18 protein-coding genes and 8 pseudogenes are annotated in these 20269 nt (G+C 54.6%); 19 read left to right on the top strand and 7 right to left on the bottom strand.

The genetic code is table 11. The features are described 5' to 3' along the window. Positions 1-226: 226 nt before the first annotated feature. Positions 227-445 (bottom strand): hypothetical protein, encoded by a 219-nt coding sequence (locus tag ACJYUO_RS16960; protein ID WP_494346520.1) that lies wholly within the window; start codon positions 443-445, stop codon positions 227-229. A gap of 279 nt (positions 446-724) precedes the next feature. On the opposite strand from ACJYUO_RS16960, the gene ACJYUO_RS16955 reads away from it, so the two are divergent. Next, entirely contained in the window at positions 725-1918 is a 1194-nt protein-coding gene (locus ACJYUO_RS16955) for an outer membrane protein assembly factor BamB family protein (protein ID WP_494346519.1), read from the top strand. Between the two features lie 35 nt (positions 1919-1953). Here ACJYUO_RS16955 and ACJYUO_RS16950 read toward each other — a convergent pair whose 3' ends face one another. After that, positions 1954-2778 (bottom strand): hypothetical protein, encoded by an 825-nt coding sequence (locus ACJYUO_RS16950; protein WP_494346518.1) that lies wholly within the window; start codon positions 2776-2778, stop codon positions 1954-1956. A 141-nt stretch (positions 2779-2919) separates the two neighbouring features. Here ACJYUO_RS16950 and ACJYUO_RS16945 point away from each other — a divergent pair, with 141 nt between their 5' ends. From ACJYUO_RS16945 to ACJYUO_RS16900, 10 genes and pseudogenes are all read left to right on the top strand, one after another. After that, the gene (locus ACJYUO_RS16945) at positions 2920-3666 is read left to right on the top strand and encodes a hypothetical protein (RefSeq protein ID WP_494346517.1); all 747 of its coding nucleotides are present in this window, start codon (positions 2920-2922) and stop codon (positions 3664-3666) included. A gap of 738 nt (positions 3667-4404) precedes the next feature. Continuing rightward, on the top strand, positions 4405-4695 hold the full coding sequence (locus ACJYUO_RS16940; protein ID WP_494346516.1) for a DUF8069 family protein: 291 nt from the start codon (positions 4405-4407) through the stop codon (positions 4693-4695). Then, a pseudogene (locus ACJYUO_RS16935) lies at positions 4664-4771 on the top strand (DUF7558 family protein); the annotation flags it as partial. The gene ACJYUO_RS16940 and the pseudogene ACJYUO_RS16935, both read left to right, overlap by 32 nt. A 183-nt stretch (positions 4772-4954) precedes the next feature. Continuing rightward, positions 4955-5225 (top strand): annotated as a pseudogene (locus tag ACJYUO_RS16930) (type II toxin-antitoxin system HicB family antitoxin). A gap of 293 nt (positions 5226-5518) precedes the next feature. Further along, entirely contained in the window at positions 5519-5878 is a 360-nt protein-coding gene (locus tag ACJYUO_RS16925) for a MarR family transcriptional regulator (RefSeq protein ID WP_494346515.1), read from the top strand. Next, positions 5875-6215, top strand: a pseudogene (locus ACJYUO_RS16920) (PemK-like protein). The gene ACJYUO_RS16925 and the pseudogene ACJYUO_RS16920 overlap by 4 nt, the downstream one beginning before the upstream one ends. Before the next feature lie 707 nt (positions 6216-6922). After that, positions 6923-7819 (top strand): SOSS complex subunit B family protein, encoded by an 897-nt coding sequence (locus ACJYUO_RS16915; protein ID WP_494346514.1) that lies wholly within the window; start codon positions 6923-6925, stop codon positions 7817-7819. 272 nt (positions 7820-8091) lie between these two features. After that, a complete protein-coding gene (locus ACJYUO_RS16910; RefSeq protein WP_494346513.1) occupies positions 8092-8241 on the top strand; it encodes a hypothetical protein in 150 nt (49 codons plus the stop codon). A 247-nt stretch (positions 8242-8488) separates the two neighbouring features. Next, positions 8489-9100, top strand: a pseudogene (locus tag ACJYUO_RS16905) (transcription initiation factor IIB); the annotation flags it as partial. Between the two features lie 9 nt (positions 9101-9109). Then, the gene (locus tag ACJYUO_RS16900; RefSeq protein WP_494346748.1) at positions 9110-9418 is read left to right on the top strand and encodes a transcription initiation factor IIB family protein; all 309 of its coding nucleotides are present in this window, start codon (positions 9110-9112) and stop codon (positions 9416-9418) included. 308 nt (positions 9419-9726) lie between these two features. Here the strand turns inward: ACJYUO_RS16900 and ACJYUO_RS16895 are convergent, their stop codons facing one another. From ACJYUO_RS16895 to ACJYUO_RS16885, 3 genes are all read right to left on the bottom strand, one after another. Next, the gene (locus tag ACJYUO_RS16895; protein ID WP_494346512.1) at positions 9727-10554 is read right to left on the bottom strand and encodes a helix-turn-helix domain-containing protein; all 828 of its coding nucleotides are present in this window, start codon (positions 10552-10554) and stop codon (positions 9727-9729) included. Next, a complete protein-coding gene (locus ACJYUO_RS16890; protein WP_494346511.1) occupies positions 10481-10999 on the bottom strand; it encodes a hypothetical protein in 519 nt (172 codons plus the stop codon). The genes ACJYUO_RS16895 and ACJYUO_RS16890 overlap by 74 nt, the downstream gene beginning before the upstream one ends. Positions 11000-11136: 137 nt before the next feature. Next, positions 11137-11490, bottom strand: coding sequence for an SHOCT domain-containing protein (locus ACJYUO_RS16885; RefSeq protein ID WP_494346510.1), 354 nt, complete (start codon positions 11488-11490; stop codon positions 11137-11139). 460 nt (positions 11491-11950) lie between these two features. Between ACJYUO_RS16885 and ACJYUO_RS16880 the strand changes: the two genes are divergently transcribed. Next, positions 11951-12889 carry a DUF955 domain-containing protein gene (locus tag ACJYUO_RS16880; RefSeq protein ID WP_494346747.1) on the top strand — a complete coding sequence of 313 codons (939 nt, stop codon included), beginning with the start codon at positions 11951-11953 and terminating at the stop codon, positions 12887-12889. Then, on the top strand, positions 12882-13094 hold the full coding sequence (locus ACJYUO_RS16875; RefSeq protein ID WP_494346509.1) for a HalOD1 output domain-containing protein: 213 nt from the start codon (positions 12882-12884) through the stop codon (positions 13092-13094). The genes ACJYUO_RS16880 and ACJYUO_RS16875 overlap by 8 nt, the downstream gene beginning before the upstream one ends. 534 nt (positions 13095-13628) lie before the next feature. Here the strand turns inward: ACJYUO_RS16875 and ACJYUO_RS16870 are convergent. Then, positions 13629-13892, bottom strand: coding sequence for a hypothetical protein (locus ACJYUO_RS16870; protein WP_494346508.1), 264 nt, complete (start codon positions 13890-13892; stop codon positions 13629-13631). Positions 13893-14121: 229 nt separating this feature from the next. On the opposite strand from ACJYUO_RS16870, the gene ACJYUO_RS16865 reads away from it, so the two are divergent. The 3 genes and pseudogenes from ACJYUO_RS16865 (at position 14122) to ACJYUO_RS16855 (ending at position 15879) form a co-directional block, all read left to right on the top strand. After that, the gene (locus ACJYUO_RS16865) at positions 14122-14682 is read left to right on the top strand and encodes a hypothetical protein (RefSeq protein ID WP_494346507.1); all 561 of its coding nucleotides are present in this window, start codon (positions 14122-14124) and stop codon (positions 14680-14682) included. 302 nt (positions 14683-14984) lie between these two features. Next, positions 14985-15183 (top strand): annotated as a pseudogene (locus ACJYUO_RS16860) (hypothetical protein). A 372-nt stretch (positions 15184-15555) separates the two neighbouring features. Further along, positions 15556-15879 carry a DUF6788 family protein gene (locus ACJYUO_RS16855; RefSeq protein ID WP_494346506.1) on the top strand — a complete coding sequence of 108 codons (324 nt, stop codon included), beginning with the start codon at positions 15556-15558 and terminating at the stop codon, positions 15877-15879. 123 nt (positions 15880-16002) lie between these two features. Here ACJYUO_RS16855 and ACJYUO_RS16850 read toward each other — a convergent pair. Next, a pseudogene (locus ACJYUO_RS16850) lies at positions 16003-16930 on the bottom strand (Cdc6/Cdc18 family protein); the annotation flags it as partial. A 743-nt stretch (positions 16931-17673) separates the two neighbouring features. On the opposite strand from ACJYUO_RS16850, the gene ACJYUO_RS16845 reads away from it, so the two are divergent. The 3 genes and pseudogenes from ACJYUO_RS16845 to ACJYUO_RS16835 all read left to right on the top strand — a co-directional run. Beyond that, positions 17674-18870, top strand: coding sequence for a Cdc6/Cdc18 family protein (locus tag ACJYUO_RS16845; RefSeq protein WP_494346505.1), 1197 nt, complete (start codon positions 17674-17676; stop codon positions 18868-18870). 102 nt (positions 18871-18972) lie between these two features. Further along, positions 18973-19245, top strand: a pseudogene (locus ACJYUO_RS16840) (hypothetical protein); the annotation flags it as partial. Between the two features lie 4 nt (positions 19246-19249). Then, positions 19250-20008, top strand: a pseudogene (locus tag ACJYUO_RS16835) (IS5 family transposase); the annotation flags it as partial. Positions 20009-20269 lie beyond the last annotated feature (261 nt).

The following is a 20269-nucleotide window of genomic DNA, read 5'->3' as shown; positions in this document are numbered from 1 at the left end:
CCGCCGCAGCAATCCATGCGAACAACTGATGGAGCAACAGCGTCGCCAGACGCGGAGACAGCTCAGTTCCTGAAGCGAGGTCTCACCAGATGACCAACTCCAACGCGTGTCGAATGCTGATCTGTTCGGTACTCAGTCGTGACCAGGCAGGATACACTGGCCGGTTCTGCTAGAGCTACTGTGTGGCCCGGTACGACTACCAGCAGGCGGATGCTCGAGACGCGGGTCAGGAGGCTGGGTCTTGATGCTCGAGCAGATCGACCACCGTGGCAAGCATTTCACGATCGATGGCAATGATGTCGCCAACGAAAGAATCGACCCCTGTCGTCGGACAGAGACCCTCGAACGGTAGGTCCAGCGAGAGCGCCGCGAACTCGAGCCTGCGAAAGCGGTCGCTGATCCAACTGGTACGGATCCCGATGGTGAGGTGCTCGACCGATAACACCAGACAAGTCCGATCCCAAGATGTCCCTGAGTTCGACCACGTTCTCGATGTCGACGATCCGGTTCCCGACTCGGTGTACCTAGGGGCATCACCCAGAACATGGTGCCGTGGATGGCGGTCTGATTTCCGTCGACGATCTGCATAAGGCAGTTCTCGAGACGGCTTTGTTGAAATTCTATTTCCAGACATATTCCAGCATGAAACACACGCTCACGACACATGCGAACTGAACAGTCTAGTTCCCGAAAGCACTTGTAGTACTTGTTAATTGAGATGAACATGAAACGACGCCATTTTTGTTCATCTGTTGTCACAGCGAGTATCGCTGGCTGTCTCAATACCACACCGGGTTCGGAATCTCCTACAACAAATTCTGAGAGTTCCATAACGGAACTCAAAAACAGTGAGTACGTCTGGAGACACGAAATCCCTGGTGACAGTATGACTATATCCGGTGGAAGGGTATTCGGAGACGAAAAAGTTCCACGTACAGACCAGCATGGTCTGGATATTTCTGGAGGTGTTTTTTCACTTGATGTTCAGACGGGTGAACATCACTGGACGTATGGATCCTCTGATGAATCGATGTCAGGGTATCGGACGCCGATCGTGAAGGACGCTGTTTATGTTGAGAAGCAAAATGATGTCACCAGTTGGCCTTGCGCAATTGAACTTGATGGAACAGAGCGCTGGTCCAGTTCGGAGGGAGCGGAAGGCCCGCTTAGTGGTAAACTCAGTCATGTTACCAATGGACTTGTCTATCTTGTAGATGGTTCCGAACTCAGAGCGATTGATGCTGTAACTGGAGAACAGGTGTGGGCCGCTCAGGGATCATCTGCCGAATTAGATACTGCTGTTTCGGATGGCCATGAGACGATCTACGTGGGTGGAGATGAATTCATTGCCCGAAATACGGACGACGGGAGTGTACAATGGCGATATGAACACAGTGGTGAGCAAAGCGATGTCGAGTTCGTTTCTGACGGTATAGCGTATGCGACAGTTGATCGTGAGCATGTTATCGCAGTCGCCGATGGTGAACTACTCCAGCAGACTGATTCGCTCTTCCAAGCATACATTCATGCGTTTAATGCTACCGGCCAGCAGTGGAGCCAAGAGATGACTGGCAGGATCTGCGTGCATAACGACAGGGTGTATGTCGGTAAATCAGGAAGCACGGGAAAGCTGTCTACCGTTTCTGCCTTCGCACTGAACGATGGAACCGAGATTTGGTCGATTGAACTCGGAGAGGAGGATGATTACTCACCACTTCAGATAGAAGCGATCGGCAAGGAAAATGGAACATCTGAACCATCACTCTTTGTTAAAATAGGTCGAAATAAACTCCATAGAATAAATCGAGCCGGTGATGTGACTCAGACTTGGACCGCTGAAAGTTGGCTCCACGACTGTATCGTAGATGAATTTCTTATCATCTCGGCAGATTCGGGGATTTACGCGCTGAAGCCATAGTAAGTGCCTTCCCTGTATCTGTCTCTGCCACACCGTCACACAATTCCCAGTCCGTTTGCTAGCGCAAGGCTAGCGATGGCCGCAGTTCCGCCCGCTACCAGTCCATACTTCAGAATCTGGTAGGGAAGACTACGGCTGAATTCATCAAACCCTTGATCGGAAAGCACCAGCGGTTCTTTGTCACTTCCCTGGAGCACGGGAGTACCTTGCTCCATGGAAATTTCTCCGCAGACCGCCAGCATCTCGCCGTCGAGAATGACTCTCGCCTCAAAAAACTCGTCGTCGGGAATCTCTTCGGGTGCATCCACATCGAAGATGTACGCCATAATGGGAATGGGGTTGACAGTCCAATGTTCATCCAGCTGGATGTACGTCGATCTCCAACTACGCTTCGACAGCCCGGTCGATACCGTCCAATCAGGAGACACTGTTGTGATGTCGGCGCTGTCGTGGGTCTCAGTCAACCAGTCTGTGTCGATCCGAATCTCGCGCCGACCGTCGTCAACGGTAAACGTCCCGGACTCAATCCCGGATGCATACGTAATCATCTGCATATCCGCTCCAGGCTCTTCGGCATCGAGATTGTAGTTATACGACTGGTACTCCTTGAGCCGCCACACGTACGCACCGACGGACTCTTCCTCATCGATAGACAGAGAGTCGCTTAGTGGCGGTGGATCTTTGACATTCACCATCCCCTTTATCGCGACTTTCTCACCACCGACGAGCGTTGACGGGCTTCTGTTTCCGGACGTTGACACCGACCGGTAGAGCCTTCCGGTAATAATCGCTCGGTGAACGCACCACAGAGAGCTAGCAAGTAAACCTAGCCCGATGAGAGTACGTACCGCGTCAACCATATTCATCTGAACAGTTTGAATGGCTCTGTTGAAATCCTATTGATTCGTCACTATCACTGCTGGAACAACCGTTAGGTAGGTGTACGTACTGAACACTGAGTTCCACAAAGCACTTACTTTCAATCAGGAGATTACTTTTCAATGAAGTCTAAAACACTTCTGATAGTTTCATTCGGCGTTACGGTTCTCCTCACAGGTGCAATCTTCTATCCCGGTGCCCTTACAGAACCATATGGTCCTGATGAGTATGATCAAATGACTTATTCGGTTGCACATGAATCGACAGAGGCTTTTAATAAAACTGTACGTGAGAAATCTCTTAACACGGAGGCAGCCATCCCTGTAGAAGAACTATCTGAGAGCCAACAAAGAGCATTTCAGGAAGCGAAAGACCAACCACAAGAAATCAGACATAATGCCTCTGGGAGACAATATTTAGAGATACGAACCTGTGATCCCGCACTTATCCTCTGTGATGAATATAGCGAACTTCCAAACCCGTCCAATTCTGGCAGTGAGCATACACTGATAGATGATTCTGATGGAGAACTATATCTCGTAGAAGCACGCTCATTTTATACAGCGGGTCCAAGTTGGAACGGATTTTCCCGTATAGTTGAGCAGGGTGCCAGATTGTTGATCCTTAGTCCATATGTTCTCTTCCTTGCTTATCGAGCGTGGACATCCAGCCCACCCGACCCAACACTCTCATCAGTAGGCTACGGAGCTACTCTCCTCGCAATAGTGCTTGGATATCCATATTTCCTGATGTTCACAGATATCTCATTCTCGTCGCGGCACATTCCTGCCCTAATCGTGATAACATGGTGTGTAATACTCGTTGAGATATGGCGGGGGCGTAACGGAACTCAAACAAAGTCAGGGTAAATCTTCAATGACAACATGGGAGAAGTACTGTTCCACGAATACCACTCTTTTTACACGCTCCGTGTTCAGTACTTTCCCTGCACTGAACGGCAACTACGTATACGAGTTGTTCAGTTTGGGGTTTCAGCTGGTATGTTGAATAAGGCGACGAGAGTGAGACCGAGATAGAAACCAGTTCCGTGAATAAGCGTTTGGGTGAGGAGTTCTTCTGGTGTGCTAATTCCGATAATATGGGTGAGCCACAGATCACTGAGAGATGTAAGAATCGCGAGGGAGTAAGTGAACACCGTCCGGCGAATACTGAAGAGAGGGCTTGCCTGTAGTTGTTCAAGCACATTGTCGAATCTTCATCGGAGCGGTATAGTCTTTCTCTGTACTGAATGCAGGGGTTATGAATATATCACTATTTGAATATCTCAACAGAGCCACTAAGACTGACCAGGCGCCGAGAAAGATCGATGAACAACTTACCGACCAATTCTGAGCAACGCAATGGTGGGGACTAAGTCACTGTGCATAGGTAGTCGCTCGTCAGAGGTAGATCCCGGTATCCCGAATTTGTGTTCTCTTCTGCAGTAGTGAACTTGTCTTAACCAACGTCCCCGAGGATGAACTCAAATTGTTGGTTAAGACTCCCAAAGCTTGGGACCTACTTCACTATCCCACCAGCTACTAACGGTGAGTCTGTCGGCGCCATAAGGCGCGAGGCGCGCTCTCACGTGCCTAGCGCGATTCACTATGCCTGATCCAAATCCTCGCAACGACACAAGTTCCGACTACGAACAGTTCGAGAAAGCGCTTCTCACCCAAGATCGTGATGCCGCCAGCGTTGTGACGGCGGACATCGACGACGCGACGGCCCGCAATCTGGTCAGTGATCTCGTCGACACGGATGTCGTCACACCTGTTCCTGAGAGCCGAGTCCTCGCCCACGAGCCGAGCGGTACCACCTTTGACTCGATCACTCAACTAGCTGTCTTCCACCGCGGCTGGACGGCTGCCCGCGACGCCGACGCGGAGGACGAGTGACGTACGAACCCTCGTTGGCTGTGCCTTCTGTGACGCTCCGCCTGGCGCCGAGACTGGCGAGGCGCACACTTGGGGCTAGGATGAGCGGTCACCCGTGACCTTGACCCGGTGGGATGGCCCAACCGAGTCCGACGCGGGACCGGCGCTATTGGGTGATCGACGAGAAGGTCGAATCGAAAGAGATCGAGTTGCCAGCAACAGTCTACGAAGACTGTAGAGGACCGAATGCTTATCCATCCACCACCCATGCACACGACCAATGAGTACCGAGACCGATCGGAACGGTAACCATAAGGTCCGGACTACGATCACGCTCACCAACGATGGTGAGTGGTGGGTCGCAAAAGACGAGGAAACAGGCGTGTCCAGTCAGGGGACGACCCGGATCGAAGCGCTCGAGAACCTCGATGAGGCTGTCGCTGGCTATAATGGAGAGGGGAAGGGAGCCCACCGAGGAAGAACTCCGAGAGATCGGCATTAATCCCGAGAACAACATCTCCGGAGAGTCGCTCCCCAACGAGTTTCAGTAGAGTTCGTTTCTCGAAATGGCTCGACGGACGCAGGTGGTTTCTTTCCAGATCCACTGTGGTGAACTGTATCAACAATCTACTACGGAAGAGAGTGTGAAAATAATAAATAGAGAAATAGCATTACCAGACGCTGAGACGACGCAGGTTCTGAATTGAGGCATCGCCAGATGATCAGCCACAACGAGTGTCGATTATCGACCTGTTCAAGACTCGCTCGCGATCGAGCAGACTCCTCGCTATCGCTGTAACAAACATCCCAAACAGATATGGATCAACGGCACCAACATCAATCTATGTCGAGCGGCACCATCGATATCGACGAGTTCGAGAACGCCGACGACGACGAATTCGAGGATCGAAACGACACCGAGCGGATCGTGCTGTTCCTCGACGAGAACGACGACCGGGCGTGGAAAGCAGCGACGATTGCCGACCAACTCGAACTGGATACGGACGCCGTCAGTGCGATCCTCTCGCGACTAAAGGAGCGAGGTCTTGTACGGCACAAGCGCCCGTACTGGGCAATTACGGATGACGAGGATCGGCTCCGAACCGCCTACCGACTTCACCAGCACCACCAGACTGCAGACGAACAGTACGGCGAAGAGCATCTCGAGGAGTTGAAAACTGACAAGATGGAGGAAGTGCGGTGACGGCATTCGATGAACTGGAACGCGGCGACATCATCTGGGGACCGATCCGCTCTCGGACAAAGGTCGTCCAATGCTCGTTCTGGGAACACCTCGGTTCCCGAACCACGGTATACAGCTCATCACCGTCCTAATATCCACGAGGGCGTATCATGAAGAATCACTCACGCTCCGCGACGATGACTATGAGGGCGACCCACTCGGAGAACGGAGTCACGTGCTTCTGTGGTCGCTTGTGACTCTCAATAGTGCTGTAGAAGTGGAATTCCATATGACTGCCCCCACCGACAAACGCATCGCGGATGTGACGACACAATCGATCGGCTACATCTCCTCCTAAGGGAACTTGCTGCCATCAACGATCGTACCGGAACCACATGAACTGCTCTGCCAAGGGCTGGGGAACGCTCCGCAGCAAGTACAAGCAGTTTATCAAGACCCGTGCGTCGCTACTAGACTCACAATATTAACGGGTTTCTGGCTGACGAGTTCCCGGGGGAGCAGAATTTTTCCGGTGATCGAGACGGTCTCGCCCTCTTTGAGTCCGCTAGGCATCGGTTGTGTGGCCGAGCGTCGAATCCGGATAGACAGTGTTTCTCAACGGCTCGCCCCGCTCGCCGCTGCCGCCTGCCGGTGAGCAAAGCTCACCGACGTCTCGTTCGCTTCGCTCACAAGACCTCCGCGTCGCTCGCGACCGACCATTCCGGGCTGCCTGCCTGCAGTCGCGGGCGGGCTGCCGGGCTAAAATGCATGTGCCCTCGGCGCCAGCACCAAGCGCGCTTTCGGTTGCGTCTCTCTCGCTCCTGACGTCGCTCGCTCGACGGACACGAAACCGGCTTGTGTGCTGGCCGCTCGCTCCGGGCGGACGGCGCGCGGTGCTGGTTGGGTAGCCTCCCTGAGGCGCGCTCTCGCTCGCGCCCAATAGGGCGCTCGCGAAGGCGCGAGCGAGAGCGCGCAGATGGGTCTGTCGGTCGGTGTCGTCGGAAAACCGCGATGTAGTAGCATCGCGGTGGCAGGCGCTGAGCGCCTTCGGATCTGTGTGATCCAATGTCTAGTAACAACTCGAGTAGCAAGGTCGTTACGGTCGATGAACAGGCACTCAAACAGGCGGACGAGCAGGCAGTCGATGACGAGAGCTTCCCGGTCGTCGACGAGACGCCGGCATTCGAGGCAACGGTCAAGCAAGAAGTCCAAGCAAAGGTAGATGCGAACCACCCGGACGGGATCGTCGATACAAACGACGACCGGATTCACGGCGTGACCCTCGAGCAAGAAGAGCGGATTCGGGCTCGAGAGGAGGAACTCGAGCGGATCAGTGCACAGGCCGAGTTCGGACACCAGCAGGGACGAGCGAAGCGGGCGCGAGACATCGCTGCACGACGAAGTGCGGAGCGGCGTGAACGGTTCCAGAAGCGGGCAGCGAGCGTGGACCCAAGAGCAGACCCAGAGCGACCGGATCCCCGGACAAATCTCACACACTCGGAGCTGGCTGCTGTGAACGAGCAGTCGATGCGGTTAGCCGAACAGCTCGATGGCTGGTCTCGAGCGGCGATCAGTCGGCGGCTGGCCGAGGCGGTCGTCGACGGGCAGGATCTCACGAGTGCGGTCGTCAGCGTGTTCGAGGAGTTGCAGACAGCACCAGGACAGATCGTGCCGATCGGGACACTCGAAGAGGTGAACCGACAGAAGGTGAGCATCGAAGGGCGTGTCGAAACGCTCTGGGATCCATCGCATCCAAGCATCGCACAGGTCGGACTCATCGCAGACGACAGTGGCCAGACTCGAGTGACGATCTGGGAGAAATCAGGCGCGCCGTGGATCAAGGAAGGCGAACGAGTGCGCATTCGTGGGGCTGCACGGAACTGGTACGAGGGACGTGTCTCCTTGGCCGTCATCGGATGGTCGACTGTTAATTTCCCTGAACGCGGTCGGTGGTGGGAGTAGCCGGTCACTACGACCTTCTTTTTTGCTACGTGCCGCCCGACCCAGATCCCTCCTCCCCACCCTCCGCTCCGTGCTCGCTACGCTGCGCGCGCAGCCACAACCTCCAAGAAGTTAATTAACCACGTCTATGGTCAGTACTATTAGAGTTTGCGCAGTCCTAGCTGATTGGCTTCAAACTAGACCATTTTCGGATCAAACCCTGCAGCGCCCATTCGTTTTCTGGATGGTTGGAATCCAAAGGTCGGCAGCAGCCGGTTTATAACGGAGTCGCTATGCACACTGTCGAGTTCGTTCGTTTGTCGAATGGGGTCGTCGAGCGCAATGACCTCACACTCGAGCAACACCGGAAGATCGCCGAGACGCTGTCGACGCAAGCGGTGACCTTCGAGGCCAGTACCAGGATCGTCACCAAAACCGCGTGAGTGTTTCCCTCAGAACTGGTCGCCAGCTATGGGTAAGCGTACCGCTAGGGGTTCGATGTCTCGAGAAACGCCGGCCAGAGACCGGCATTAGAGCCCCATCTTGCAAGTGGTGTGTCAATTGAGGGGAATCTGCCTAAAATCAGGTATCGATATCACGGATTCTTCTACTGACTCTGGAATCGACTAGTGGTGTTTATTGCCCCAGAAGCAGTGAAGGGGCTGATCAGTTGTCCCTTCGGAGTTATCGATGGCAACGAGAGACATTTCCACGACTGCGTTTGACGAAGACGTCCAGACGACTGCAACTGACTGCCCCGACTGTGGCGGCAGCGTTCGAACAACTAATTGCGAGACGATCTGTGAGGACTGTGGACGTATCCTCGAGGAGACCCAGATAGACCGAGGACCAAACTGGGGTCGAAGTGACGAGCAAGGATCCAATAGACGAACCGGCGCACCGCTGACACCCACACGCCACGATCGCGGCCTCTCCACTGAAATCGGATACAAGCGAGACGCGAACGGAAACACCCTCTCGAGTAGGAAGCGCCGACACCTGAACCGACTGCGTCGCGAACAGTCCCGTGCTCGGTGGCAGTCAAAAGCCGAACGGAATCTCGCGTATGGATTCAGTGAAATCCGGCGAATTGTTGCGAGTCTCGGCCTCGCACAGAGTATCCGGGATCAGGCGTGTTCGCTCTTCCGAACGGCACAGTCCGAACAGTTCTGTCGCGGACGATCACTCGAGGCGGTGGCCGCAGCCAGTGTCTACGCAACAGTTCGGTGTAACGGACTCGGACGATCACGGGCAGAAGTCGCAGCCTGTGCACGCTGTGATCAGCAGAGACTCACCACTGCCTACAACGCGATGAACGTCGAACTCGAGTTACCGGCACAGCCGATTGCAGCAGCAGATCGCATTCCGAGGCTTGCGACAGAACTCGAGGTTCCGAACTACGTGCGTCGACGGGCACTCGAACTCGCACAGCAGGCACGCGAACGTGGACTAACGATCGGCTGTCGGCCGAGTGGCGTCGCAGCGGGCTGTCTCTATCTCGCTGCCCAGCGAGTCGGCTTATGTCTCTCGCAACAGCAGATTGCTGATATCGCAGGAACATCCCCGAACACGCTCCGTAGTCGCCGGGACGAGTTACTCGAGATCGAAGCCGAAGCCTGATCGGAGCAAACCAGATGGGGCGCTTGTACCCAGTAGCTGGTAGCTCAGTTCCTTTATTCAGAATTCAAATCGGAAATAAAGTAGATGATTCAATAACTACATATGTGGACTGGTCGCTGAGAGTATTGATGACTCCCGTATGGTTTTTGCCCTCTCAGAAATCGACGCCATGGAAGCTATATACTGAAATTTATTCGTCTTGTGTCGTCCACTGGATATCGATACGGGACATGTTGGTGTCGCACTGTTTGAAGTGAATCACGATAGGGAACAACCCGTGAGGGTCTTTCGTATTTCAAACTGGTCTGTTACAGAATCGACGTTGAAAATCCATCTCCGTGATTCCGGTTCACGAGAAACGACTCCAGAACTCGTGCCTGGCCGCGGCGAATCGTCTCGCTCGCCGTCGATTTATCTACGTCCAGTTCCATCGCAAGCTCTGCCAGCGTACACTCCCGTGGCACCTCGAAGTATCCCCGTCGCAGAGCAGCTTGGAGGCACTCTCGCTGGCGCTTGGTGAGCAAACTATCGTCTTCGTCGGTGTGGACCAGCGAGAGCAACTCGTACTGGCGGTCACGCTCGTCGAGTGCCGTGCCAAAGGCCTCGAACTGCGCCTGTGTGGCGGTCAAGTCGAACTCCATGACCCCGTCCTCAACGACGATGGGGAACTCCGGTGGGAGCGAGGACTCCCAGAGGAACTCGTAGAGGCTCTTCTCGTCGGCCTCGTACTGGGCAATTGCGCGCCGATCGCTTACGAACACCTCGTCGTACGCGGTGATATCGGGGTGGTCTCGAATCGCGTCCGTGACCTCTGTCGGTCGGTCGGTGCGTATCTCACCGAGTTCCAGCGCCCGGTCGCCCTTCGGGACACCGGTCAGCAGTCGGAACGTCGCCCCAGGAAAGGTCGTGGACAACTCGTTGATCCAGATAGTCTCGACCAGACTCATCCGGAAGCGCGCTCGAATCACGGCCATTGCCTCCGGTCTACGTGTTGCTGTACTAGCATCATACCTGCGTATCTCGTCGCTGACTTCGATAAAAGCGTCGGGGCCGTAGACTTCGTCAGTCATCCCGTTCCTTCGGAGACCTCTCGACGGAACGGTTCGACGGCTCGTTCTCGGAATCCGGATCGTCACGGTACCAGAGGACTGCTCCATACACTGAACCGACGACGACCGAACCGATGAGCGCAAGGACAATGGCGAACGCGACGTACCCGAATAGGGGATTGGTGTAGGGGACCATCACGTCCTGTGGCGGTTCAACGGCCCACGGGCTGATGTGGAAGTACGCCAGCATGGCGGCGCTGAACGCAAAAAAGCCAGCCCAGTAGCGCGCAGTGACCCGTCTGGTCAACGTCAAATAGAGACTGATTCCGAGCAGGGGATAGATAGCCAGACTGTAAGTGAAAGGATTTACCTCAGCTGTGATCGGCCACCCGACGTGGTTTCCGCGGATGATATGATCGACGTGGTGAGCAATCCCCAATACCGTCGGAATCAAGACGAACAGGTAGAATAGCGGAGTCAGGTTGCTGTTCTCGGTGGGAAGTTCGACTGGAAGTCGATCGTCGATTGCCATATCAGGGGATAGCAGGCTACCGCTGTCAGCGTTTACCCAACATGTTGGAAACAATGCTGCGACTCTACGCGACAGGCCGTCAGGCCGAGGGATAGTCGCGAGCGGGTTGCAGTACTTCGGGGCAGGTACCGACGGCGTCAGTCGCCGTTGAACGTGATCGAATCATCGTGCTGCCCAGATGACTCTGTTTCGAGGAGTCGTTCGACACGCTGTTCGAACTCGGTCTCTGAGAGGTCGCCCTGTGCATATCTCCTTCTGAGTGTCTCTAATGCAGCATCCTCGTCATGCGCTGTTCGTGTCTGCGTGTTCGTGCGCGCATCGGCGTGTCGGTCTGTCGTGTGGATGTACAATCTGATCCCGACCGCAGTCGGAAGGACGGCGCCGAAGCCGAGCGGGAATGCGATCCAAAAGTAATCGAACCCGACCGCCATGAGCGTGAACGCAACGAGCAGTGTTGCCGCCGAGACACCTCCCGGGAGGAGTGTCAGCATCGGATCGGTAGGGACTCGATTATCGGTCAACCGTTTCATCGGAATCATACGCCAGTGTTGTCCTGACGAGGGGAGGAGTTTTTTCCAACATGTTGGGCCAGCGGCCGCTGCTGACGTGAAGAGGCCATATTCTGTCGCTCACTTGAGCACAATGTATCGAAGCGAAGCCTGTCTGAGTATGGCGGGATACTCACACAAAACCCGATGCTGTTGCGCCGAACTCGTCCGAGATGGACATTCTAAGTCTTGCACGGCAATCCCGATAACATTCTTATAAGAAGTACATCTCGCCGGTCACTCCTTGGCCTGTACGTAACATGACTTTCGTGCGCCCCTCTGAAGAAAGAAAGCGGGCAACTATCTACTGTAACGGAGTGGCTCAAGCACGCCCTCGAGTGTGTTTTTCTTCCCCCGAAGGGGTGAGGGGCGTTCCAGAATGGAGCGTCTGTCGTCACAAATGATGACTCCGAGTGACTGTTCGCAGGTGTCCTTCGACGATTCGGACACCAGACGTGAGGAGATGCAACGTACGATGGAAACATGGGTCGAAGACCTCGTCGCCGAGGTTGACGACGCCGTCTCGAGCGACGAGTTTCAGCGATGGCTCGATGTGCAGAGCCGCTTTCACGACTATTCACATCGAAATACACTGCTGATCACTCGCCAGTATCCAAATGCGACCCGGGTCGCCGGCTATCGGACGTGGCAAAACGAATTCGACCGTCATGTGAAAGAAGGCGAGAGCGCGATTTGGATCTGGGCACCGGTCATCGCGAAGCAGTGTCCCGTGTGTGAGAACTCACCGTCGTACCACGATCGAAGTGACTGCGAATACAACGAGACACCGCCCGAGGAGTGGTCAAAAGGACTCGTCGGCTTTCGGCCAGCGCCAGTCTTCGATATTTCGCAGACGGACGGGGAACCACTGCCCGAACTCGAGACCGAAGCGGCTGGAACTGCCGATGAGCTACTGCCAGCGCTGCTCGAGGCAGCCTCGTCACTCACCGTGGAGGTAGATATCGTTTCTCGAGACAACTGGCCTCACGGCGATGCCAAGGGCGTCTGTCAGTACCGATCGCCTGCAGAACGACCACTCGTCGAAGCACGTGACCGTGAGAACAGCGCCGATCTCGCTGTGACGCTCGTCCACGAGTACGCTCACGCGCTGTTACACAGTGGCGTCGACGACGAGACTGAACGGTCAAAACGTGAACTCGAGGCGGAAGCAGTCGGCTACATCGTTGGACGATACTTCGGACTCGATACGAGCGGCTCGGCGTTCTATCTCGCTGCGTGGCAGGGCGAAGAGCCGGAAGTGATTTTTGACCGACTCGAGCGGATCAGTTCGACAGCAGCGGAGATTATCGACACCGTCGACGAGGTGATCCCAAATGAGTGATCAGGAGCTCCTCTTCGAAATCGTCGACACGCTCGAAATGGCGGGCCTCGATCGTGACGAGTACCAACTCCACCGGGTGCTCGACATCGAAGCACTCGAGCAACTCGTGAACTCAGCGAACGATGACCTCGAGATTAGATTCTCGGTCGGAGAGTTTCGTGTCCTCGTCACGCAGTCCGATGTACGGGTCCTCACGGATCCGTAGCTTCAAAACGGCGACACTGATATGGATGCGTTCCGTGTCGTGTTGCTATTAGTAGAAATCCCTATAGTATAAGTGTCTGCCAACTCACAATCAGTATGGAAGCCGCGTTCCACCTCGTCGCGGGGGCATGCGTTGAAATGCCCCGGGTGCTGGAACACCCGAGACGTGGCTTCCAAACACGAACCGTTTGCAAGCCATGTTTCGCTTACTTCTAACGGGATATAAACGTCCCGCACGAGAGTCGTATCGCACTCGAGTAGCCGTCGGTCCAGACAGTCGCCGCTCGAGGTGGCTATGAGCGAGAAGCGACGGTCGGGAGAGGAGGACTGGTCGCTGCCGCCGTGTCCGCACTGTGGGAAAGTAGTGATTCTGATACACACGCGCGGTCCGATGGAGCATATTGCGGCACCGTGTGGTTGTCACGTCGCGTCGCCTGACCTCTGAAGAAGACGCAATCGGTGACGCGATTGAGACCACCAGTACCACATCTTTTGAAGTGGTGTGATCAACGCGGGTTTGACCCGTATTCAGACGTTAGTCTTCTGGCGTCGTCACACGGAGGTCGCCGTCAACTTCGTAGAAGTAGCCTCGATCGATCAACCGGGAGAGTGCATGGGTCGCGTCCTCGGGTTCGAGGGCCAATTCATCGGTACTGTGGAGAACCTCGAGCGCTTGCTCTCGCGGAATCGACTGGATGTCTTCTGTCTCAACCGAGTTACGACTGTGAGTACAGAGGACATCGTACGCGTCCAGGATCCACTCTGGAAGCGGTGGCCGTGGATCAGAGAGATCGTTCATCTCGACGTCGTACCCCCATTCTTTGCTATCGGCTTGCTTAAGCGTATTCCTCAGCGAGGAACAGGTCTGACTCGTGAGGAACCACCAGTCTCGGGGACTCCGTCGAACAAACGGAGACTGAGAACCCTGATCAGAATCAGCTCCTCACAACCGATTCCCTGACTTGAAATCTGAGTTGTTTTTCGCGCTTGACGGGTGAGGCGCGACGATGTGTGCCTCGAGAGTACCCATGAGTACAGATCAACCGATCCATCGCGAGCAGCAGCAACCCCACCATGACCGCAGTAACACAAATGACCGAGAGCAAAGGTATTCCGGAGACATTGCTCGACTAAACGGGCACGAACTCATCGCAATCGATGAGTGGCTCCCAGGAAGGGAACCGACACAATACGATCTCGATCTCACCGATAGCGGCGAGTATCGCACACGCTACTGGCGCTGCCGGAACTGTGGCCAAGAACGCAATCGTCGCGAGGAGTTTAGAGGCCAGTGTGAAACACCAGCACCACCGACCCCACTCGAGGCGGAAGGGTACTCGATCGACGACGTGCGAACACGCTGCGCACTGAGCGAGGAGATGGACGTCCGCTTCACCGCGGCGGGACCGGTCTACAAAGTCGATAGTGAGAGCGGGAACACATACGAGATCAATATCGAGGCAGAGACCTATAACTGTCCAGACTTCGAACAGCGCCAGCCAGAGAGTGGCTGTAAGCATCTTCGGCGTGTCAATCTCGAGATTCGAACCGGGCTCGTTCCTGCTCCGGATGGGACATTCGTTCGATAAGAGAGGGACTCGCTCATTCGAGACAGTTTCTCTCCCCCAGAGGGGTGCAGGGGACGCGAACACAGTCCACTGTACAATGCATGAAATCAAGATTCACAGCAACAGCGCCCGGCAGCGCTGAGACGGTTCAATTCCTGAAACGAGGTCTCACCAGATGACTGACCGCGACGAGTACCGACCTGTACGAGACTTGCCCGTGATCAGGCAGGGTACGCTGGCCGCTTCTGTTCGAACAGGTGTGAGATCCGCTATGAACACCTCCAAGCGGACGCTCGAGACGCCGCTCAGGAGGATGCATACTAATGCTCGAGCAGATCGATCACCGAGGCAACCGTTTCACGATCAGTGACGATGACGTCGTTGCCGACGGGAGAATCGACCGCTGCCGTCGGGCGGTTGCCCTCGAACGGCAGGCCCAGCGAGAGCGTCACAACTCGAGCGTGCGAAAGCGGTCGCTGGTCCAACGGTACAAATCCCGATGTCGAAGTGCTCAAACGATAATGCCGAATGAGCCTAATCCATAGGACATCCCAGAGTTTGACATGCTCTCGGTATCGGTGATCTAGTTCCCGACTCGGAGTACGATAATCAGAGGTATCGCCCAGAACGTGGCGCCATGGATAGCAGTCAGATTATCATCGACGATCGGTATGAGGACTCCTTGAGGCCGAACAGGCCCTGCGAGAGATCGACAAAGCTTCTCGAGTGCTGATTCTCAACGGGTCACTCACTGAACTACGCGCCACTGCAGACGCGTATGCTTGGCTTGATTCTGAGCACCGCAATGGATTCGACAGTTCTGAGAAGCGCACGACTGTCTTAACCAACAAAACTATGGATTGGCGTTCCATGTTGGTTAACACAGAGTAGCCGATGTCCTACGAACCCCCGACCCCACCGGTAAGTTTCCCGACGGATTTAGTCAATACGCTCAATGAATCCACTCCGGATCGCCTCCATGACGTTGCTACGTACGCCGAAGAGCTAGCCGAACACAAGGAACGTGAGGCTCGTTTTGAGGGGGATTCAGCCAACGCCGACATCAAGGAGCGGTCCGATGATCTCCCGGACGGTGTCCCGGCGAAGGCGACGATCACGATCAAGGAAATCAACGACAACCGCTACTATTACTGGCAGTGGAGGGATGGAGACAAAATCAAGTCCAAGTATAAGGGACCAGTCAGCCCCGACGAGTAGGAGGGGTAGCTGGCGTGGTTTCAGAAAATCACCCCGTGTGCGAAGTGAATTGGCCAAGGAGCGTCACGTCAGCACACTCCGTGTGCGAAATGAATCCGTTGGCGACGTTGAGGATTATTCTAGTTAGTTTCCCTCGAAGAAATCATCTATCTGGGCGTTGACAACAGATTGGATTAAATCTCCGTCATGTTCTATCTCTTCGAGTCGAATGTCGGTTTGAAGCGTCTCGGCAACCACTTCTGGATCATCAACGAAAGTATATTCTTTGTGGACACCACTCCCGTAGCCTCGCCCTCGTTTCTCCGACGTAACGAAGTTGTAGGTTTCGGCCTCACTCATGTACCGTAGATAGGAGTCTCGTGACTTCTCGTCTGCATCCAGCAGGTCGGAGAGGTACTGATATACACGGTATGCAACCGTACTGGGAACAGCGTTCAGGTTGCGTTTGGAGTAGACAGGGACGATCGCGGTAGCGTAAAGTGAGAGCTTCTTTTGCGTCGATAGCCCCTGCATTTGGGTTAGCGTTCGGTCACGTTCGGCTTCTTTCTGGGCATCACGAACATGCTCTTCACAAATAGTGTCTTCACCAGCTCGATCCGCGATCTCACCGGCTTTCCTGAACAGATCAATTGCTTTTCGAGCATCGCCATGATCCTGAGCGGCAAATGCGGCACTGAGTGGAATGATACCGTCCTCTAGAACATCGTCTTGATATGCGTCACGACGTCGCTCGAGAATCGACTGCAATTGGTTCGCGTCATAGTCCGGGAAAACGACATCCTGAGGATTGAACGAACTCTCAGCCCGCCCGTCGAGATCTTCCATAAACCGGGGATCGTTTGTGAGTGCAGCAACAGACACGTGTCCCTCAATCCGACTGAGTTGTGACGCCCGAGACAGCTGGTAGAGTAGTTTTCAATACGCCGGCTCGTCGTTTGGATCTCGCTGCCGGCCTACTATAGAAGATCAACATTATCCAGAAGATAATGACTGAGTCGAAGTTGTTGCTCAGTATGTCGGCATCGACACCGGCTTTGTCAACTGCATTCTGTTGTCGCAGAAACGATCGATGCGCTCGAAACCGAAGAATCGGTGTTCTTTGTGACATCGACGTTGAGGAAACGCTCAAAAGAATCCCAGACGTGACGCTGTCGGACTACCTCGAGTCCGAACGAGAGTAGTCAACCCGGTATCGCACACACCCCACGGTGCCGATGTAAGTCCGCCGAAAGCGACCGGAAGACAGATTCTCCCCGTAAAACACCAAATTCTAGCTACTGATTCATAACCCATCCACCAAAGAGTATAAATAACATACCTACATTATCGGTCATACGGGAGTCACAGTAACTAGTTAGTGACCTCGGTCACGGTATGCGCAGTTGAACTGCATGTGACCGCGATTTCTCTCTTCCGGTTGGTTTGTCGATTCTGGATTTGTCTTTCCAGCGTTTCACGTCCACACTCTCGGAGCATTTACATCGGCACTCCGAGGGGGGTGTGTCTGTGCCAATCTTTCTCGGACTGAATCCAACTACATCGGCACTCCGGGGTGTGCCTACTCGCTTTTTCTCGCTTATCGAGTCCATCTACATCGGCACCGTGGGGTGTGACTTAACGGCGAAAATCGAATTACATCGGCACCTTGGTGTGGTTACATCGGTTCTCCAGGGTATAGATATGCCGTAGAAAGGTCCTCTATCTCCAAAATAAGGATTTTACATCGGAGCTCCAGGGTATCTACATCGGAATTGAGGCGGTACTATTAAGTAGAATGTCCGACATTCCTGACGTATGTCTGGCACGGAGTCCTTTTTCAATAACCAAAACCACATCTTTGCAAATAAGGACTTACTACGGATCTCCCACCTTGTCGACGGTGACCGAATCATCGGCAGACAGGACGAACTCAGCAATCTTGCACAGGCTCTCAAAGATGCAGTGCATGGACAGACGCCGAACCACGTCCTGATCTACGGCAAGACCGGGACGGGAAAATCTCTCTGTTCGAAGTACATCACGGAGGATCTCCGGACAAGCGCTGCGGAGAATGATGTCACGATTGGCGCAGCCTATATCGACTGTCTCCAACACGGGACTGAAACGCAGGCTGTCCGTGCGATCGCCCGCGATCTCAACGATGAATCCGAGACGGGTGTCTCGATTCCATCCACTGGGCTGAGTACGGGCGAATATTATCGCCGGCTCTGGAACGTCCTCGATAGCCGGTATGATGTTGGAATCATCATCCTCGATGAAGTGGACAAGATCGGCGACGACAACGTCTTGATGCAACTCTCTCGAGCGGTCGAATCCGGGAAACTCGAGGATAGCACGCTCGGGATTATTGGGATCAGCAACAAGATCAGATACAAAGACGAACTGAACGAGCGGGTCAAATCCAGTCTGAGCGAGCGAGATTATGTCTTCCCCCCGTACGATGCGACTCAACTCCGGGATATTCTCGAGTCACGGACAGACGCCTTTCAAGATGGCGTACTCGAGGACTCGGTTATTCCGAGAGTTGCAGCGCTCGCCGCAAAAGAACACGGTGACGCACGCAAGGCGATTGACATTCTCCGGTATGCCGGCGAAATAGCTGACGAGGACGGTTCGGAAACCGTCACTGAAGAACACGTAAACCAAGCGCATACGCGAGAAGAACAGAACCGACTCGCAGAACTCATTTCGAAACAGCCGCCACACTCGAAGCTACTCCTGCAGGCGCTCGCGTTCCAGGTCCAGCAGTCCTCCGACAAAAACCCAGCAATCCCAACCTCAGAAATTTACTCGACGTACGAGGTTCTCTGCAATCAGGAGGGAGTCGATCCACTTCGGATTCGTCGCGTCCGGGAACTACTGAGCGAACTGGCGTTTCTATCGATCATCGAGCAAACGCGGAAAGGCCGAGGCCACGGAAAGGGGGCGCATACGATTCATGAATTGGTTGATGACCCGGAACTGGTAATCAAAGCCTGCAAATCGGTCTGAATACCCCGTAATGCGAGTCTTCATCTGCTGAATACCTTCTACAGTAGCTGCCTCTCGCCACCTTGCCAGTCCGTCTCTTTATGGATGGATCGTGACCACTGAACGGTCGTCCACAAAGAGAGGTATGTATCGCCTGGCTGCGTCCACATTAACCAGGCTGAGTGCCTGTTTTCGCTCGCCCAACCGTGGCTGCGAAAGTTCCGCGGCCTGTCCAAGCAGAGCTTGGAACAGACCGCTTACACGTTCGGCCTCATTCGATTGTTGAATTTGAACGACCGATGTGAAATATCTGGCACCAGCTATTCTCTGGAGTGTGTAACCACACCCGGCTCTGTTGAAATCCTCAGAGGGTTACAAGTTGTCCCGGTAGTCTAACCGGATGGAAGCCCTCCCGAAGTCGCGGTTACTCCGGTTCGTTGAGCAAGCGATGCACTTGTCTCGGCGAGCTGTCGCTCGTTACTCCTCGAAGTTCTCAAAACGGCGGTACACACTTCATCAGCACATTGTCCTGTTGTGTCTCAAGGTGCGGAAGAATACGACGTACCGGACGCTTCTTGACGAACTTATCGAGATGCCTCGTATTCGAAGAGCAATCGGCCTTGAGGAGCTTCCCTCTCCTTCGACGTTGTGTAAGGCGTTCAATCGACTCGATATGGCGGTTTGGCGCGTTCTGCTCAACCTTTCGGTCAAACTCCTCCCAACTAACGGTGTCGTCGGGATCGACGCCTCCGGATTCGACCGTAGTCACGCGTCGAAGCACTACACGAAGCGAACGAAGTTGACGATTCAGCAGCTGAAAGTCACTCTCCTCGTAGACACGAGGTCGAACACGATTATCGACTTACACGTAACGACGACACGAAAACACGACTCAAAAATTGCGCCGTCACTCATCAAGCGGAATTCCGGGAAAGTAGCTGTTCTTCTTGGCGACAAGGGATACGACGACTAGAAGGTTCGCGCGTTAGCCCGTGAGACTGGTGTCCGACCGCTCATCAAGCACCGCGAGTTTTCGTCGCTTCACAAGGCGTGGAACGCTCGACTGGACGCCGACCTCTACGGTCAACTGACTTGTCTTCCGAAGGTGAAGCGAGAATCCAATCCCAGAACGAGTCGGCTTAAGACAGTTTCGGGTGCGTCACGACTCGAAGTTGTCACAGACGAAGCGAATCCGGATCGCTCGGAATCGGCCTCCGGAACCGTTCCCCTCGGGCCTAGCCCTGAACGCCTGTTGATGCAACGCGGGACGAACGCTGAGAGGTCCATACTCGACGTTAATGCCACTCTCGTTGCGCTCAAGCAACTCGAACGCGAATGCTACCAGAAGGCTCCTGCTGGTGACACTGGTTGACCAGTCGCTGGGGCCGACTCCCATCTGGACGTATCGAAAAGCAGGGAC

This window comes from Natrinema sp. CRL1 (genome assembly GCF_059162405.1).
This window is presented reverse-complemented; position numbering and strand designations above follow the sequence as displayed.